This is a genomic window from Photorhabdus thracensis (assembly GCF_001010285.1).
GTDB lineage: Bacteria > Pseudomonadota > Gammaproteobacteria > Enterobacterales > Enterobacteriaceae > Photorhabdus > Photorhabdus temperata.
On sequence record NZ_CP011104.1, the window covers coordinates 4,576,816 to 4,594,275 of the forward strand.

Sequence of the window (17,460 nt, forward strand, 5' to 3'; positions counted from 1 at the left end):
TATTATTTTTCTGGGGAATGCGCGGAATTCAGAGAAAATATTGCGCAAATACTTTCCAATCTAAATAGAGGTCGAGGCTATACGCCTTCGACCCCTATTTAATACGACGGAACCGCTATCCTCTCGTTGTTTATTTCACCTTTTCAAACAGCTTCGGTGTGTCGCCTGAAAAATCAATCCAAGTTTAGCTTCTTCCGGAATGAGCAACGTGCTAGCTCGCATATTTTAATTCATGATTATTTTACGACTTGTTTTAATAAGGCGAAAATATCCAGATAGCAGGATAGATCTTTTTCTTCCGGACGTAAAATATAAGGAATTTCACCTAACTGTGGGGCATTTATGTGACGGCGTAACCTATCCATAATTTTCGCATAATGTGATATACCAGGATTAATTCTATTTGCTACCCATCCTATTAACTGCAATCCATCATTTATGATCGTCTGCGAGGTTAAAATTGAATGATTTACACAGCCAGGTTGAATACCTACCACTAAAATGACTGGAATTTTTTCCTGAATCACCCAATCAAAATAAAAAGTTTCATCATTCAACAACACACGCCAACCGTCGTTACCTTCAATAATAACGCAATCTGCTTTATTGCTAAGATTATTTAATCCTTTTTTCATCTGGTCGAAATCAACCCGGTTTTCTTCACAGTAGCTGCTTTTCCAGATAACGGGGTTAATTTCTTCATATTTAAATTGAACGGGAGAGGATTTTTGCAAAATTATACCATCTCGATTACGCATTCCTTCTTCTGTTTCATACCCTTCTGTGGCTATAGGTTTATAACCTACGGCCGTTGCTCCGTCACGATTAAAAGCTTGTAATAAGGCACGGGTAACAACTGTTTTACCTATATTGGTATCTGTCCCCGTAACAAATAGGCGAGTTAACATAAATTCTGTTTTCCATAATGACAGATAAAATCCGGTTAATGAGCACCTAAGTTTAGAGGGTACGGCTATAAGGGAGATTGCGTTAGCTCAATGTTTTGTTTAATTATTGCTAACAAAAAATTTATATAAAGCAAATATTACTACCAGAGAACGTTTATCAGATCTACTATCCTTTCATTAAATTGACTAATAATGAACCATCATATAAAGCCTTTTTAACTGACGACACCGCAGATAATGTTCCTGAGTTATTGAATTCTGTTGCAACCAACTTAACCTGTTCACTATAAGCAGGCAAAGCATGTCGTTGAATACACTCATTAATGACAGGATATAAAATTTGCTGTGAAGCATTAAGTGGAGAGCCAATCAGAATTTTTTCCGGGTTAAATAAATTCACCATAATTGCGACAATATGACCAATTTTTACCCCTATATAACGGATAATATCTATTGCCAGAGTATCACCTTTATTAACCGCCTGACAGAATGATTCAACAGTCAGTGGCTCACAGTTAAGTAAAGAATCTGGTACCGTTATTAATTGCTGCTTTGCTCTGGATAAAATGTGATTGATACCTGCAACTGTCTCCAAACAGCCCAGGTTCCCGCAATCGCAACGTTCACCATCAAGTTCAACCTGAATATGCCCTATTTCCATAACACTGCCATTGCCTGCATGTAATGTTTGTCCTGCAATGATAACGCCGACCCCAACATTTTCATCAATAACAATCTGAATAATATTCTTACAATTTTTTGCTGCGCCATATAATGATTCAGCTATCGTCCAGGCTGTGATTTCATGTTGGAGAAATACGGGTAATCCGGTACGACGATGCAGATATTCCCCTATTGACAATTCTTGAACCTGATAATAAGGAAGATTACGGATTAAACCTTTAGTCGGATCAACAATCGCATTTACCGTAATGCTAATGGCTGTCAGACGCTCAAGGCAGGATTGATAACGGCCGAAAAATGCGTCAATCTCATCAGTAATACAGTCCAAAAAGGACTTTTTATTGCTGGCAGGTAATGGTAAGACATCTTCAACAATTAATTTGCTGCTTAGATCACGCAGGCCCAAAATTAAATTCCCTAGGCCAATACTGACACATAAAAAATGCCAGCTTTCAGAATCAAGTTTCAGTCCGGTCGCTGGGCGTCCTCTGAATCCCAAATCCAGAAATTCTGTTTCCATCACTAAGTGCGTATCAACCAATTCACGAACAATCTTAGTAATACTGGCAGGAGCAAGTTGTGCTTTTTTAGATAACTCAATACGGGAAATTGGGCCATATTGATCAATTAACCGATAAACAGCACCAATATTAGTCTGCTTTATTTGATCAATATGACCCGGTTGTCCATCCATACTCACCCTTTTGCTCTTTAATTAATTTGCATGTCAAAATAATTGTCGGCTAATTATGTCGATGTTTTAGGCAAAAGGTATCATTCTTTCAATCAATATGTGATATTAAGCACGAAATTTAGCTGATTCTTACTCATTTTTCTCATTCAGAATATTAGATATGAGTAGTTTTGTCAGTCTGTTTGCTGCGGCTGATACCGGTCGGCTTTTTTGATTGACTAACCAAACCTCAGAGAAAGATCGGTTATCAGCTAACGGAATATACTGAACACCATCGACTTTCATGCGGGTAAAAGATTCAGTCACAACGCTGACCCCGAGACCAGCAGAGACAAGACCAAGAATAGTCATTGCCTCACCAGCTTCCTGTGAAATCATCGGTGTCACACCCGCCTGGGCAAGTAAAGTAACAATTTCATCATACAAAGCAGTTCCAACTTCGCGTTCAAAAAATACCAGTGGATGGCCCGCCAACATTTCGAGCTTTATTCCCTGTTGAGCATGTTGTGACTGCTCCCCGCCGTAAAGAGGGTGTCGCAAAAGGTCATGTTATCCATTAAAATCTGCGCTCTTCCTTTAGGCGCAGCTCTTTTATGACCTTATTCATTCGAAAACGGGAACCGTCTGCGCATTTATTGTTGCTGACATTCTTGATGAGCAAGATTGGGGCCCCTTTGAACGCCATTATGCTTCGACAGGGAGAGCCCCTTATTCTCCACGCTCCATGATGGGGATCCTGCTTTATGGGATCATGAAAGGACACTGCTCGCTCAGAGAACTTGAACGACTTGCGCGTTTAGATTTAGGCTGTATTTTTGTCAGCCAGGGAATTACGCCCGATCATGCCAGTCTTGGGCGTTTTATTTATCAGCACCAATCCGTCCTGACGGGACCGTTTTTTAAGGCACTGACCTTATCCATTTTGCACCGCAGTCGTTCGGACGGCTCGTGCCTGGCCGGTGACGGGACAGTGATAGAGGCGGCCTGTTCTCATTACCACCTTTTAACTCAGGAAGCGATTTCACGTGAAAAAAATACTCTCACGGCTACCCCTGCCACAGCGCAGACAGAAAAACGCATAAAGCAATTGGAACAGGGAGCCAACGTATTACGGCGCCGACAAGAAAATCGTGAAAAAAAGGGAAGGATGCCAGCCAACTGCGTATCAATCCAACAGAACCCGAAGCCGTCGTCCAGAAACTCAAGCGGGGAAGAGGATTTTCAACTTCCTATAAACCGTCTGTTTTAGTCAACAACAGACGTATTATCGTCGCTCAAACGGTCGACCCCTCCAGTGAAACCCAAGTGATGGCCGCGTTATTGGCGCAGAATCTCACTATCTCGGGAGGTCACCCGGAAAAGCTGTTATTGGATGCCGGTTATTTCCATGACGATGTGATTGCTGAGGCGAAGAAACATCAGATCTGGCTGTTTTGTACAGAAAATTCAGAGCGACAGCGTACCCGAAAAATCTATCCTAAATCCTTATTTACTTATGATGCTGAGCAAGATTGCTATATTTGTCCTGCTCATCACCAATTGTCCCTGCAAAGTACAGTGAAAGCCACTGAAAAAACGCGGACCTATCGGGTTTATCGCGCTGACAATTGTGCCGGATGCCCGAAGAAAGCGGGCTGCACAAAGGCTAAAGGAGGAAGAAAAATAAAACGTTATCCGGAAGATGAAGGGCGGGAGACACTTCGTTTGCATATGGCCCGACCGGAGTCAAAACAGATATTGAGTCAACGGAAGAGCCTGGTAGAACCGGTATTTTCGGCATTACGGGGAATTCAGAGACTGGAACGCTTTCGGCGTAAGGGATTGTCAGCGGTAAAGCTGGAGTTTTCCCTGCATGCAATGGCCTATAACTTATCAAGAGCGGTGGCTCTGATATTAGGGATTATTTTTAGCCTGTTATCCATACAAATAACAGGCTGCCCAAAGTCAGTGATTGAATTTAACTTGATGCTTGAAAAAGTGACCTCAACCCTTTTGCGACACCCTCGCACTGGGCAAGGGGCTTGATCTATATCAAAATGCAAGTTACTTATTATGAGTTAAGTAAGGAATTCATGTGAGCACCACCCGTAGCATCAGAGAAAATTCAACTCCCGATAATCATCTTGTCCAAGATACTCAACAAAATAAGAGAAATTATATTCAGAAAGCAGATCCTTTGTATATCAGAGTGACGTTGTCACTCTTTACTGTAGGATTAGCAACATTTGCCCTGCTCTACTTTGTTCAACCCATTTTACCTATATTATCGGAAGATTTTGGTGTTTCTCCAGCCATCAGCAGTTTATCTTTATCGCTTTCGACTGGCATGCTGGCATGCTGGCATTGGGATTATTGATAACCGGTCCTCTGTCTGATGCCATTGGCCGTAAAAATGTTATGGTAACCGCGCTATCTGCCGCCGCAGTTTTCACTTTACTCAGTGCATTTATGACCAGTTGGCATGGAATTCTGATTGCGCGCGCTCTGGTTGGCTTATCTCTCAGTGGCGTAGCCGCCGTTGCAATGACTTACCTTAGTGAGGAAATTCATCCTAACTTTGTTGCTTTATCAATGGGGCTTTATATCAGCGGTAATTCTATTGGCGGAATGAGTGGGCGATTAATATCAGGTGTGATAACTGATCATTTCTCATGGCGGGTTTCTGTCATCGTATTAGGCTTATTTGCCTTAATTGCTGCAATTATATTTTGTCGTATGTTACCTGAATCTCGTCGTTTTCGGCCAAGTTCCCTCAAACCTAGATCTTTATTGATAAATCTGAGATTACATTTTCGTGATAAAGGGTTGCCATTATTATTTTCCGAAGCATTTTTGCTCATGGGGGGGTTTATTACGATGTTTAACTATATCAGTTATCGTTTACTGGACTCACCCTATCATTCTAGTCAATCAACTGTCGGTATGTTATCCATTGTCTATTTGGCCGGTACATACAGCGCATCTAAAGTGGGTGGATTAACAAGTCAATATGGACTAGGGAAAATGCTGATAGTAACGATTAGTATGATGCTAACGGGTACTCTTATTACCATGCTGCCTTCTACTGTGATGATTATGATTGGGATGGTCATACTCACTTCCGGTTTCTTTGCCGCACACGCTGTCGCCAGCAGTTGGGTTGGACATCGCGCTCGTCGGGCCAAAGCACAGGCGTCATCTCTCTATCTCTTCTGTTATTACGCCGGCTCAAGTGTAGCGGGTACCTTTGGCGGCATATTCTGGCTGCAATGGGGCTGGAACGGCGTTGTTTTATTTATTACCATTCTCACCCTTTTAGCCCTACTTCTGGGAATTAAGCTCGCTAAACTCCCTGAGGCAAAATAATCGAAAGTAACCATTTTATCCATAATTAATGGCGGATGACTATCCACAGTAATATGATTATCCACTATGGATGGAAATCCGCTTAACCTTATTATTACCCTCTATTTACCGGAAATTTATATTACACTCCCGTCCACCAGTCAATACCCTCCACTATCTGATTTGTCAAAAATTGATTTATTTTTTTCACTAAGCGCTAAAAAGCATGGGAATATTATCTGATCAGAAAAACAAACCAATATTTATTTAAAGGAAAAATTAATATGGGAAACTCCAGATTTGAAGGTTTCACCAAAGAGGAAATAAAACTGGCATATGAATTTGATATGCTAAATAAATCAATGGTCATGGCGGGACAGAATGTACATGCACTGCAAAAGCAATTGTATCGTCTTAGCGCCCCGCAAAAGCTATTGAATAAAATGGGGCGAAATGCACTGGTGGAAATTAAAGACACGATGATACGCTCAGCTCCCGCCTCAATATGTGCAGGGTTAGCTGGCGCTGCTGCGGCTCCAGGCGGTCCTGCTATCTCTTTTCTCGCCAGTGCAGCGGCAGGAAGCATTGGTGGAGAGTTGGCAAAGCCCATTACGTCAAGAACGGGTGTTCATACCCAGTTATATCCGACCTGTGCCAACAATACGACTAAAGATATTGAGCGTGAGGTAATGGGGAAATTACAGGATAAATTGAGCGGCTACCCCAGACTACATGAGCTATATCGTACCTATGTGAACAAAGAATATGCGCAGGATTTTGTGCTGGATACTGCACTGGCAAACACACCTGATGTGATTACCAGTTCTATAACCGAAGGTGTTAGTAACTGGACCGCGGGTACTTTCAGCTCCATGCTGCAATATGGCTCAATACCCGTTAGCTCAAAATTAGTATTTGGTTTGACTGCGGCGGCGGGACTGGATCCCCGTGGTATTTATAACAAAGGAAAAGATACATTTCGAGCAATGGCTAACATGAAACCGGGCCCACATGCGGGTGGTAATTATCTGGAGCAAAATTTACTCCGGGCAAGAGATTGCCTGTCCCAGTTGATAGCCTCATTGAACAACAATCCGGATAGAAAGTTAAATGTCAGCGCATTCATGAATAAGTTCCCTGATCTTGCCTTATCACATAGCAAGGCCCGCGAAACATCTAAAGATATTATCAGTATGCTTGAATTGCTGATTATGCTGGAAAAAGAGAGGGAGAATGAGGTAGTTAAGGAAACCTAGTTTATAAGGCGGATCCTCTTTTGGGTGTATTGACTCAGGTCAGCCACCCGAGAGAGGGTTTCAATATAGAATGAAACTAATTAATAATAACTTTAAAATCCGTAGGAATTACATTTGCCAGAAAATTTGAAGTGACTTTATTTTTCACCCGAAGAACAAGGTTTGGGAAAGCGGAATTCTTATCACTATAACTCAATTCACCATTCTTTATAAGATAAAAACAGGGATCAATGAAATTTACACTGTATTCTCCACTCCCTGTATCACAGGAATATATGCCGAAATTATCAAAACCATTCTCAATATATGCCCCATTATTGAAAAACCAATCTTGAATTGGCTGCGCCCTTGACATTTCTGCTGTAGAGCTTAGTGGAGTGAGAAACTGTGCTTTAAACGTGAATGCAAGATAAAGATTTGTAATACCTGGATAACGAAATAAGTTGTGAAACTCTGAAATTTTTTGACCATCCAACCATATAAATCCCGGGGTCCAAATGCGAAAATCCAAACTCTCCGCATTCCATTTCTCTATTTTTTTATCAGATGCCAATGGGAGTTTCGCAACGATACTATTTGGAGCATATTTGTTTATATAAATATTAGTCATAATTGCGCCTCATCTCTTAATTAATTTACTTGGCTAAATAGCCCCACCTTGTTTATTATCTCTTTTTTACAGTATACAACCATAATTGGATTGCCGCTAATTATTTGCCAAAATTGCTTCATGTTTGCCACATTTCTAAAAAATAACTGGAAAATTCTGGAATCCAATTAAGACAAGCGCAAAATATTCACCTGCCGAAAAATTATTGTAATCATCGATATCAATATTAAAATAATATACGGTAAGATTATCCCCATATGAGAATAAAAGAGTGTTGCATGTAACGTTTTTTTGGTTATATTGTGAGCATGGTTACATGTCACGAGGATGAAAGATGAATAAAGATGAGTGGCGACGCCAAAGCCATCTGGCTACGGCAATACAAGACAAGGAAATGGATACACTATTAGAAGACGCGATGAATGAACTGGCTGATTCGGGAGACTGGGAGTGAAGCGAGATTAACAGCTAACCATCAGCCGCAAAACAATTTCTGCTGGCAACTGCTGAAGGTTCTTGCTGTAACGCTACAGTAAACCCAACGACTGCCTATTTTGATGCCGCATAGCAACTGGCCCCTGGCAAGCTGGCTTTTCCCGCCAGAGAGCAAATATTAATCATGGGGGGCTGCTCAGATCCATCAGATCGCTGAAATGGAAATCACTGGCATTATTAATTAATAGGAGGCAGCTTACGAAATATTTTTTGCACTTTTATATTTTTGATCTATGTTTAAAAAGTGGTTTGTTTTTACGGAAAAACTCACCATCTCGGATATTTTCAACAGTGCTCGTGACGGCATAGCCAGAAATAACATATTCATCAGAAACTGATTGTCCGGCAATGCCAGTCGACGCTTGATGCCTGCCTTACCCTTGCTGCGAATACGATCTGCCAGCTTCTTAATAATATTCTCAAGGCGATCAGCCGCTGCATCAGCATCGTCGTACTCATGATGAGGTGTCGCCATGTTGTTATCGAGTCTGGTTTTCCTATGTAAAGTTTGCATAATGCACCTCAAGTTAACGATTGATAGCATAAAGAATATAAATACAATCATTAATCAATCAATGCAAATATAACTGACATTGGATCCCGAAACCCCATGCCCTGCTGCTCAGAACGAAACCATCTCTGCCGGATTAAGCGTGCTCATCACTCCCAGAACGCCCTTAGCCAACGGAATGGCTACCGGAGAGAGATAGGAACCCAGCGGGATACTCGCGTGGTCAATGCGGGTAAGCATGGTAAAGTCGTCGTTGCGTCCGGTAAGATCGTCGCTGATAGCTTTGCCAATGCGCACCGTCTGCGCCACTCCATGACCGCTCCAGCCATGTACCATATATACGGGTACGCTGTCGCCGCTCTTACGGGCGTCGATGGCACCGTTCAGGGTCAGATCACTGATCCCGCCCCAGGAATATTCCAGTTCGTTTTTTTCCAGCTGCGGGAACACGGTTCTGATACGCTCAAGCAGATAGTTGTTCACATCACGCGGTGACCAAGAGTTGCCAGTACCCTGGCCACCGAACAGCAGGCGATTGTTGCGCACCGCACGATAGTAGTCGACCTGTAACTGTGTATCGTAGACCGGCAGCTCTGACGGTATCAGCTCTTTGACATCTACTGGCAACGGCGGCGTTACCGCCACGTAGGTGAAAAAAGGCACCGTAGTGGAAGGGCCAGAGATAAACTCACCCGTTGAGATATGTACACCCAGCACCACGGCTTTGCTCGCCCTGATAGCCCCCCGCTCAGTTTCTACGACTGTGCCACCAGCATCCTGCCTGATGCCCTTCACTTTGGTACTATCATAGATTCGCCCACCCAGTCTGGCGAAACCATAAACAAGGCCACGCAACAGTGCCAGAGGCTGGACCTGCCCACCGATACTGTCGATATTTGCTCCATGGTAGATGCCCGAACGCACATACTCTTCCTGCAATTCGTGCGGTCCGATAACCTTCATCGCCGTATCTCCCATATGGCGCCTGGCATCGGCATTAGCCACCAGCGGCCCCATGTGGCCTGCGTGCACCGCAACAGTGATATGACCATATTTGCGGTCACATTCGAAACTGTAACGCTCACGGAGTTCATCCACGAGATTCATTGCTTCAACTGATGCAAAACGCCACAAGCGTTTAGCCTCATCGGATGAAAGTTTTTCCAGCATGGTTTCAGCTTCCCAGCGTGCGAGCCCGGGGGTCATCTGTCCCCCATTGCGGCCAGAAGCGCCTGAACCAATGTTATCCTTTTCAACAAGAATCACGTCCACGCCCGCTTCAGCAAGATGCAATGCCGTGGAAGCACCCAGCAACCCACCGCCGATGACCACAACTTCGCAGTTCTGGTCTCCAGGCAGGCTTCCAAAAGCTGACCAGTCAGCCAGAGAAGCTTCATAATAGTTAGCTGGCATGGCGTCAACAGCAGCCTCTTTATGCCAGTTCCAGATACGCGGATCCAGCCCCAACCGGCTGGCTCTGTGCTGCGCATCCTCCAACAGTATCGGCCGGAGCTTATCAACATTGGCGGCAGGAGCATCGGCCGCGGTTAAAGTCTGGGCGAGCAGGGATAAGTTGGGAAGTACGGATGAAAGCACTCCCACCCCCGCAAGCGTCGCGGCGGTAGAGATAAAGTCTCTTCTGTTCATTGTCATTTCAGCACTCCTGTCATGATCTTGAAATCACCCGCTGGCCTGGTCCGGAGCGTTTCCCTGTGAGTGAATCCGACTCTCTGAGCTGTATTTATTGCTGCCAGCGCTCCCTTTCAGACCGGCGAGAATCAGCAGGATAACAGTGCCGATAAACGGTATGAGATGCAGCAGTAACCACCAAGCGCTGCAATTGATGTCATGCAGGCGACGGGCATTCACTGCTAGCGCGGGCAAAAATGTGAGCAGCAGATAGACAGCGCTAAACCAGCCCATATAAATTTCAGGATTGGCAACGGCAAAGTAGCTTTCAAGGAAAGAGATAATAAATACAGCCACGATCTGGAACAGAACAAAATACCAGAACTCCTTACGTTTGGCTCGTCCCCTGAAGCATGCATAGTTTTTTAATACAGTTAAATACCAGTGCATTGTTGTCCCTTCTTGTGAGGCAGCAGGTTCTACCTACTGTTCAGTCAGATCGAGCAGCACAGACTCCAGAATATTGAGTGCTTCGTCAAAAACGTGATTTTGTATAGTCAGCGGCGGAAGGAAACGGATCACGTTGCTGTGTACACCGCACATCAGCAGGATCAGACCACGCTCCAGCGCTTTCTGACGCACCGCATTGGTAAAGCTGGCATCGGGTTCCTGACTGTTCGCACGGGTAAACTCCACCGCAATCATCAGTCCAAGTCCACGCACGTCGGCGATCTGCGGGACACGCGGTCGCAGTTCATGCAGACGCTGTTTTAGCTGGTCTCCCAACTGCGTCGCACGCGCATTCAGCTTCTCTTCTTCGATCACATCCAGCACCGCATGGGCGGCTGCAATCGCCACTGGGTTACCACCATAGGTTCCCCCCAGACCACCAACCACTACAGCGTCCATCAACTCTGCACGTCCCGTCACAGCCGCCAGCGGCAAACCGCCCGCCAGACCTTTCGCCATAGTGGTCAGATCGGCAACAACCTCATAATGCTCCATGGCAAACAGTTTGCCCGTACGCGCGAAACCGGTCTGGATCTCATCGGCAATAAGTACAATGCCGTGACAATCGGCGATCTCACGCAGGGCTTTGAGCAACTCAGGAGGCGCAGGATAGAAACCACCTTCGCCCTGTACCGGTTCGATGATGATGGCAGCGACACGCGTGGGTTCAATGTCGGTTTTAAAGAGATTTTCCAGCGCATTCAGCGTCTGTTCCACGCTAATGCCATGCAGCCCGATAGGAAACGGAACACGGTAAACGTCGCTAACCAGCGGGCCAAATCCCATTTTGTACGGTGCAACTTTGCCGGTTAATGACATACCGAGGAAGGTACGTCCATGGAAAGCGCCGCTGAAAGCTACCACGCCACTGCGCCCGGTAGCGGCCCGCGCGATCTTCACGGCATTTTCCACCGCCTCAGCCCCAGTAGTGACAAAGACGGTCTTCTTGGCAAAATTACCAGGAACCAGATGGTTCAGACGTTCGGCCAGTGCCACATAATTTTCGTAGGGTACTACCTGATGACAGGTATGGGTAAATTGTTCCAGTTGTTCTCTGGCTGCCGCGATGACGCGCGGATGGCGGTGGCCGGTATTCACCACGGCGATACCGGCAGCAAAATCGATATAGCGTTGCCCTTGAATGTCCCAAATTTCAGCGTTTTCCGCACGCTCCACATAGACTTGTGTGGTCACTCCCACGCCTTTTGCAATAGCCGCGTTGCGTCTTTTAGCTAACATAGATTCAGTCATAAATGAAAACTCCTCAGCAATCTGAAATAAGCGGGCTTCAACAGGCAAACGCCCGATGTGATTCGGTTCTCCCCGTCCGCATTCGACGAGGAGTTACAGCGGTTTTTGCTAAAAAATACCGTGGCAATGCAACGCTTTCGCATCCTCCGGTATCGAGGTGATAGCATCCCAAAGTTCAACCACTTTGCCGTTCTCAATGCGCCATAGCTCGAAGTAGCTATGACGCACTCCGGCGATACTCCCCTCCGAATGGGTCAGAACAAACTGCCCATCGGCTACCGTACGGTGAATTTTAGCGTAATGCAGACCCTGCCCTTCATCCCTGAGTTGCTTAAGAAACGAGATAACCGCCGCCGTACCATCGGGGATATCGGGGCTGTGCTGGCGAAACAATTCACCATTGGTGTAGTTCCCAAACTCTTCGTAGTAACCCTCGATCAGGGTACGTGTAAAAAAGTTGACCACCAGCTCACGATTCTTCTCCCGGTCATGACCATGACCTGTTTCAGTCGGGCCGTCTAACTGAGTTCGGCCACTGGCGTTGGGTACAGCCTGCGGCACCAGGCCATCCCAGTGCTCTACGATTAAGCCGTCGGCAACCCGGTACAGATCGAAACCGACCAGCGGCCGGTCGTCTAACCCCGTAAAACGACCGTGAATGGCAACCAAATCACCATCTTGCAATACACGATACGTTTCGTGGTGCAGTTCAGGATGTGTCCGGACCAGCTCACTCAATCCGGCAAGACCATCTTTGACCAACGGGGAATGTTCGATGAAATACGGCGCAAAACAACGCTCAAGCGCCCCTACATCACGGTCAGTAAACAGCTCGTGGTGCGCACGCGACACCCAGTCGCGCGGAGATCTATTCTGAATCATTACGGATGTCCTGTGTCAGTCGTTGGAACTCATCACATGTTTGATACGCGTATATTCATCAAAGCCATAAACCGATAGATCTTTACCATATCCGGAGCTCTTGAAACCGCCATGCGGGGCCTCTGCCGTAAGAGGAATATGGGTGTTAATCCAGACGGTACCGAAATCGAGTTCACGTGACAGGCGCAACGCGCGGCCATGGTCACGGGTCCAGACACTGGAGGCCAATCCGTATTTCACGTCGTTAGCTTTCTCTATAGCATCCTGTTCATCGCAGAACTTCTGCACCGTGATGACCGGGCCGAAAATCTCGGTCTGGATTGCTTCGTCGTGCTGTTCCAGACCGGTAATTACCGTAGGTTCAAAGTAATAACCCGAACGTTCGGCCTGACGGCCTCCTGTTTCGATACGGGCATGAGCGGGCAGACGCGCAATGAATCCTTTGACCTGCTCCAGCTGACGAGCATTATTGAGCGGCCCATACAACGCCTCTTCATCTTCCGGATAGCCAAAACGGGTGGCTTTAGCTGCCGCCACCAGTTTGGCGACGAAGGTATCGTGAACAGATTCATGCACCAGCACCCGCGAGGCTGCCGTGCAATCCTGACCCGCGTTGAAGTACCCCGCGGTAGTAATGGTCTCCACCGCTTTGTCCATATCTGCATCGGCGAAAACAACCACTGGTGCTTTGCCGCCTAGCTCCAAATGTGCTCTGGTGAGATTAGCCGCCGCCGAAGAGGCAACCTGCAAACCTGCGCGCACGGAACCCGTGATGGAAACCATAGCTGGCGTTTTGTGTGAAACGACTAAGGTGCCCGCACTGGCATTACCCAACACCACGTTGAATGCACCAGCAGGGAAGAACGGAGCGGCCAGTTCAGCCAGCAGCAGAGTACTTTCCGGCGTGGTATCGCTCGGTTTGAGTACCACAGTATTGCCCGCTGCCAGCGCAGGCGCTATCTTCCATACTGCCATCATCAGCGGGTAGTTCCACGGCGTAACTTGCCCTACCACACCCAGTGGTTCGCGCCGGATGCTGGTCGTCATATCAGGAAGATATTCAGCAGTCGCTTTGCCTTCCAGAAAACGGGCGGCGCCAGCGAAGAAACGGATATGATCCACTGACGTTGTAACTTCCTCAGAGGCAATCAGATGCTTGAGCTGCCCCGTATTGCGGCTTTGCGCTTCGATCAGACGTTCAGCGTTTTTTTCCACCGCATCGGCTAATGCCAGCAACGCCTGCTGACGTACTGACGGTGTGCTGCGCCCCCAGATCTTGAACGCCTCTTTAGCCACGGCATAAGCTTCATCAACATCCTCCGCAGTCGCGTTAGGAGAACGCGTATAAACTTCACCAGTGACCGGGCTTACCAAATCAAAATATTCAGAACCTTTAGATTCAACATACTGACCATTAATGAAATGCCTGAGCATGGAAAATCCCATGGTTACCTCCTGATGGATTAGACAACATAAAATATAACTTATGATTTAATATATTCAATGGTTACATCACTGATGATTTTGTAATAAAAAAGTAAAAATAAAAGAGTAATTAGATACATAGATATAACTTTCTATACTCCTGTTCAGGGAAATATGCCGATCTGTGAGCAGGATCGAGGATTTCAGATTTTACCGACTGGGTAATATAAGCAAACCAACGGATTTAATCTGGTCTGCCTCTTCCGACTCTGGAAGAAAAGATTCAGCGGGCTATTCCCCGGCAGGGTTATTTACAATGGAGCCAATATCAGATATTGCTCAATTTGCAACATCAATATTAAAAAACGAAGTCTTATTGGAGAAACCACGATGAAAAAGACAATAAAGAATATATCTTTATTCACAGGAATTATATTTGGAAGCTTAACATTATCTCATGCAGCAATTATTCCACCTGGTACACAATTGGCGATTAATCAGGATATTGTTCTTCATAATGGTTCAGAACCTGCGTCTCTTGATGCCCATAAAGTTGAAAGTGATGTTGAATTTGATATTATTCATGATTTCTTTAGTGGATTAATTGACATAGGCATTGATGGTAAGTTAAATCCCGATTTAGCCGTCAGTTGGGAGACCAAAGATAATAAAGTCTGGCTATTTCATTTAAGAAAAGGAATAAAGTGGTCTGATGGTTCTCCTATTACTGCCCATGATGTGGTTGCTAGCCTATTTCTTACAGATGGTGGCACATCCTGTTATGGTGCCTATCAGTCAAAAAGCGGTTGAAAAATATGGTGAGAAATGGACTCAGCCGAATGTGTTTGTCGGTAGTGGCCCGTTTAAACTGGCTGAATGGATCGTCAATGAAAAAGTCATTGGTATCAGAAATCCACAATATTGGGATAATGCACATACCATTATTAATAAAGTCACCTATCTTGCCGTCACATCAGAGACAGCGGTGGTGAACCGTTATTTAGCAGGGGAAATAGATATAACAAAAAGTATCCCATCAGTTTCATTTAACTCCTTAAAAACTAAGTTAGGCAGTCAGGTTCACATTTCTCCTAAATTAGGTGTTTATTATTACGAATTTAAATAGCTTTCCATAATACTGATACACCTATGCCTTTTGTTTTCTTTTTGAACAACATTGGTTCTGTAGCCTATCTCATTGATTCTACAGACCACTTGGATGAAAAGGCTGTATATCTTGGTACACAAGGGCTGGTTGGAAGTGGAGCATAATTATGAAAACTTATTTAATACCCAAAAAACACCTTTTAATGATATCAGAGTCAGACAAGCCTTAAATCTGGCTTTAGATAAAACCATTATCTCGGATAAGGTATTAGGTCAAGGTCAAAAAGCCGCTTATAATAATACCCCGCCGAATACCGGAGGAATGAATTTAAAACAACCAGATTATGCATCATGGACACTGGCAAAAAGGATTGAAAGAGCCAGACAGTTATTGAAAGAAGCCGGTTATAACAGAAATAACCCATTGAAATTTAATCTTCTTTATAATACATCAGAAGGTCATACAAGGATTGCTATTGCCGTATCTTCAATGTGGAAGAAAAATCTGGGCGTGGATGTTGTCCTACAGAATCAATAATGGAAAACAATGTTAGACACAATGCATCAAAGTCATTTTGATTTGGTGAGATATGCATGGATAGCTGATTACGATCATCCAGCCTCGTTTTTAAATAATTTTGTGACCAACAGTTCTAATAATACATCATTATATAGTAATGATATTTATGATGATCTGATGCAAAAAGCCAAAACAACAAACGATATGAAATATTTCCAGCAAGCACAAGACATTCTTACAAGAGATGTGCCGTCAATTCCTATTTATTACTATGTCAGCGCCAGACTGGTAAAACCTTATATTGGCGGATATTATATAAGTCCACTCGGTTTGATATCGTCGAAAGATCTTTATATTATTGAACATTAACAAGATGACCACCATCGGTGACCGTTTAAACGGTCACCGAACTCAATAATAAAACCACTCATTGCCAATAAAATACCGTCATTACTTATTCCTATAAAGATGGATGTTCAAATATCACACTGAAGCCGCCGTTGAATTAGACAGTAATTTCCGTAAATTCCGCATTTCCCTTCCCTGATTAATCGCGACTGCACCCACTAAGATCTCATTTTCTGTACCCAACAAAACGGCTTTATCTGATTGCAAGTCACCTTGAATATGCCATTTCTCAGCCTGCATTTTGCCGACCATCTGGATATTAATGCCCCACTGATCTGTCCAGAACCACGGAGCACCCGGCTGTGGGGGCTCCAATCCCATCATTGCATGTGCAGCGATAGTTGCCTGGCGGTTAGCATTTTCCCAGGTTTCACGACGCTGGAGATCCCCCGTTAAAGGCTCTCTCTGAAGGCAAACATCCCCGGCAGCAAAAATACCCGGTTCAGACGTCTGGCAACGGCTATCAATGACGATACCACCATTAGTCACCAAACCGGCATCAGTAGCGAGCTTATCCCTGAATTCAGCGCCGATACCATAAATAATAATATCTCCGATCACCCTTTCTCCGGTGTTCAGCATAAGAACTAATTCATTCTCCTGTCTTTGTGCGGAAACGATATTGATATCAAGGAAGAATTGCACCCCTTTTTCCTGATGGCGATTTAAAAGATAATCCTGCAACAACGGAGGTGCGCAACGCCCCATGATGTTATCCGCCTGTTCGATAACCGTCACATTCGCGCCCATTTCACAGGAAGTTGCCGCCAGTTCCAGACCAATAACACCCCCGCCGACAATCAAAACCCGTTTACCTTTTTTCACCGCCTGACGTAAACGTTGCGCATCATCCAATGTTCTCAGGGTATAAACATTTTCACCCAGTTGATCGAGTAGCGGAAACCGTCTGGCTCTTGCGCCCATGGTGAGCAGGAGTTTGTCATACCTGAACTTATCGCTATTTTCCAAAACGACACAATGTTCTGCGGGAATAATACGACTGACCGGCTGACCCATGCGTAAATCTATCCGGTTTTTCAGATAGAAATCTTTGGAGAACAAATATTTCGGTTCTTCTTCCGGGTTCATTAAATACTCTTTTGATAAAATAGGCCGCTCATAAGGGGCATGATATTCTTTACCGATTAAAATAATATCGCCATCAAACTGTTGCTGCCTTAAGGTTGCAGCGGCCATCGCCCCCGCTTGCCCTGCTCCAACAATAATAAAAGTCTGATTCCGCATA

Annotated in this window: 13 protein-coding genes and 3 pseudogenes; 5 read left to right on the top strand and 11 right to left on the bottom strand. The window is 45.0% G+C overall.

From position 1 onward, the window contains the following. Window positions 1–236: 236 nt before the first annotated feature. From bioD to VY86_RS19950, 3 genes and pseudogenes are all read right to left on the bottom strand, one after another. The gene (gene bioD, locus VY86_RS19940; protein WP_046976262.1) at window positions 237–908 is read right to left on the bottom strand and encodes a dethiobiotin synthase; all 672 of its coding nucleotides are present in this window, start codon (window positions 906–908) and stop codon (window positions 237–239) included. 166 nt (window positions 909–1,074) lie between these two features. Further along, window positions 1,075–2,292, bottom strand: a complete 1,218-nt coding sequence (mlc, locus tag VY86_RS19945) for a sugar metabolism global transcriptional regulator Mlc (RefSeq protein WP_162200380.1) — start codon at window positions 2,290–2,292, stop codon at window positions 1,075–1,077. A gap of 123 nt (window positions 2,293–2,415) precedes the next feature. Then, window positions 2,416–2,820: pseudogene (locus VY86_RS19950) on the bottom strand (LysR family substrate-binding domain-containing protein); the annotation flags it as partial. A 112-nt stretch (window positions 2,821–2,932) separates the two neighbouring features. Here VY86_RS19950 and VY86_RS26080 point away from each other — a divergent pair. The 4 genes and pseudogenes from VY86_RS26080 to VY86_RS19970 all read left to right on the top strand — a co-directional run bounded on the left by VY86_RS26080 (window position 2,933) and on the right by VY86_RS19970 (window position 6,866). After that, window positions 2,933–3,535, top strand: a complete 603-nt coding sequence (locus VY86_RS26080) for a transposase (protein WP_476641830.1) — start codon at window positions 2,933–2,935, stop codon at window positions 3,533–3,535. Continuing rightward, window positions 3,451–4,311, top strand: a complete 861-nt coding sequence (locus VY86_RS19960; protein WP_238591677.1) for a transposase — start codon at window positions 3,451–3,453, stop codon at window positions 4,309–4,311. The genes VY86_RS26080 and VY86_RS19960 overlap by 85 nt, the downstream gene beginning before the upstream one ends. Before the next feature lie 67 nt (window positions 4,312–4,378). Continuing rightward, window positions 4,379–5,631, top strand: a pseudogene (locus tag VY86_RS19965) (MFS transporter). Between the two features lie 263 nt (window positions 5,632–5,894). Beyond that, complete coding sequence (locus VY86_RS19970) at window positions 5,895–6,866, top strand: hypothetical protein (RefSeq protein ID WP_046976265.1); 972 nt, start codon at window positions 5,895–5,897, stop codon at window positions 6,864–6,866. Between the two features lie 76 nt (window positions 6,867–6,942). On the opposite strand, the gene VY86_RS19975 is transcribed toward VY86_RS19970, so the two are convergent. The 7 genes from VY86_RS19975 to VY86_RS20005 all read right to left on the bottom strand — a co-directional run bounded on the left by VY86_RS19975 (window position 6,943) and on the right by VY86_RS20005 (window position 14,200). After that, window positions 6,943–7,476: a hypothetical protein gene (locus VY86_RS19975; RefSeq protein ID WP_046976266.1), complete on the bottom strand. Its 534-nt coding sequence runs from the start codon at window positions 7,474–7,476 to the stop codon at window positions 6,943–6,945. 691 nt (window positions 7,477–8,167) lie between these two features. Beyond that, a complete protein-coding gene (locus tag VY86_RS19980; RefSeq protein ID WP_158019996.1) occupies window positions 8,168–8,485 on the bottom strand; it encodes a hypothetical protein in 318 nt (105 codons plus the stop codon). A 108-nt stretch (window positions 8,486–8,593) separates the two neighbouring features. Then, the gene (locus VY86_RS19985) at window positions 8,594–10,135 is read right to left on the bottom strand and encodes an NAD(P)/FAD-dependent oxidoreductase (protein WP_046976267.1); all 1,542 of its coding nucleotides are present in this window, start codon (window positions 10,133–10,135) and stop codon (window positions 8,594–8,596) included. 27 nt (window positions 10,136–10,162) lie between these two features. Next, on the bottom strand, window positions 10,163–10,561 hold the full coding sequence (locus tag VY86_RS19990) for a DUF805 domain-containing protein (protein ID WP_046976268.1): 399 nt from the start codon (window positions 10,559–10,561) through the stop codon (window positions 10,163–10,165). A gap of 33 nt (window positions 10,562–10,594) precedes the next feature. Beyond that, window positions 10,595–11,872 (bottom strand): 4-aminobutyrate--2-oxoglutarate transaminase, encoded by a 1,278-nt coding sequence (locus VY86_RS19995; RefSeq protein WP_046976269.1) that lies wholly within the window; start codon window positions 11,870–11,872, stop codon window positions 10,595–10,597. Between the two features lie 108 nt (window positions 11,873–11,980). Beyond that, window positions 11,981–12,754: a nuclear transport factor 2 family protein gene (locus VY86_RS20000; RefSeq protein WP_046976270.1), complete on the bottom strand. Its 774-nt coding sequence runs from the start codon at window positions 12,752–12,754 to the stop codon at window positions 11,981–11,983. Window positions 12,755–12,769: 15 nt separating this feature from the next. After that, window positions 12,770–14,200 carry a gamma-aminobutyraldehyde dehydrogenase gene (locus tag VY86_RS20005; protein ID WP_046976271.1) on the bottom strand — a complete coding sequence of 477 codons (1,431 nt, stop codon included), beginning with the start codon at window positions 14,198–14,200 and terminating at the stop codon, window positions 12,770–12,772. Window positions 14,201–14,569: 369 nt separating this feature from the next. On the opposite strand from VY86_RS20005, the pseudogene VY86_RS26615 reads away from it, so the two are divergent. After that, window positions 14,570–16,175: pseudogene (locus VY86_RS26615) on the top strand (ABC transporter substrate-binding protein). Window positions 16,176–16,289: 114 nt separating this feature from the next. Here VY86_RS26615 and hcaD read toward each other — a convergent pair. Further along, window positions 16,290–17,459: a phenylpropionate dioxygenase ferredoxin reductase subunit gene (hcaD, locus tag VY86_RS20015; RefSeq protein WP_046976272.1), complete on the bottom strand. Its 1,170-nt coding sequence runs from the start codon at window positions 17,457–17,459 to the stop codon at window positions 16,290–16,292. Between the last annotated feature and the right edge of the window lies 1 nt (window position 17,460).